General features: G+C 64.2%; 1 protein-coding gene and 1 pseudogene. Both read right to left on the minus strand.

Annotated features, from left to right (window positions below):
* A partial coding sequence (locus tag EN925_RS37025) for a DUF937 domain-containing protein (protein WP_128337423.1) occupies positions 1 to 622 on the minus strand: 622 nt, incomplete at its 3' end.
* A gap of 100 nt (positions 623 to 722) precedes the next feature.
* Positions 723 to 1,070 (minus strand): annotated as a pseudogene (locus tag EN925_RS37030) (glutamate--cysteine ligase); the annotation flags it as partial.

Consider the following 1,070-nt stretch of genomic DNA (forward strand, 5'->3'; position numbering starts at 1 on the left):
GCTGTGGCTGAGCCGCGCCGCCGCCGAACATGTCCTGCAACACCTTGCCGAGCGGGTTGTCCATCGGGTTCTGGGGCGGCGGCGCCTGGCGCGGCTGCGGCGCCGGGGCCTGCATGCCGCCGCCTTGCCGCATCATCTGCTCGATGATCTCGCCGAGCGGATTGTTGCCGCCGCCGCCAAAACCACCGGCGGCCTGCATCTGGTTTGCCGTCTGCTTGAACAGCCCGCCCATGACCATCGAGGCGATCGCCGGCAGCATCTGCTGCAGGATCTGCTGATTGACGCCGCTGGCTTGCGCCGCCTGGCTGGCCACGGCGCGAGACAGATCCTTCGAACCGAACAGGTGCCCGAGAATGCCGTTGCCCTCATCGACGCCTTGCGGCGAGAAGGCCCGGGTTGCGTCCTCGAAATACTTGGCGTGCTGGCCGCTGGCCATCGCCGTCATGAAGGCGCCGAGCCCATAGGGGTCGGCGGTGTTGCGTTGCAGCCCCTGCGAAAAGGCCGGCAGCAATGCAGCGACCGCGGCTTGCGTCTGCTGCATCGAAAGCCCGTATTGCTGGGCAAGGGCCTGCATGCCATTGCCGTTCTGGGCCTGCGTCAGCATGTCGAACAAGGTGGGCATCGGCGTCTCCTCCGGAAATCCTCGCCGAAGAAGCCTAGTTTGTTTCCACTTCCGATTGAAGCGACTTTTGCCGGCCGGTCAGCTTTGCCAAATCCGAGGGTTAATAGGCGTATTCCATGAAAACCGGCTCGATCGAGCCGCCCCAGCGCGTGTGATAGGCCGACAGCATCTCCTCGGCGCTGGTGGTGCCCCGCGCCACCACTTCGTCCAACGTGTTGAGGAAGGAGGTCTCGTCGTAGCCGTCGCGGTTCTTCTTGCCACGGTTCTTCAGTCCCATGCGGGAAATGACCATCACGTCACGCGCGATCTCGCGCAGCGTGGTGTTGCGGAACGGTGCGGAGATGCCTTGTTCCGGCACGGCATTGCGCATCGCCAGCGTTTCTTCATACGTCCAGCTCGAGGTCAGCGCCTCGGCGGCATCGAGTGCGGCCTCATCATAAAGCAATCC

The sequence above is a fragment of the Mesorhizobium sp. M7A.F.Ca.US.006.04.2.1 genome (assembly GCF_004022915.1).
Lineage (GTDB): Bacteria > Pseudomonadota > Alphaproteobacteria > Rhizobiales > Rhizobiaceae > Mesorhizobium > Mesorhizobium ciceri.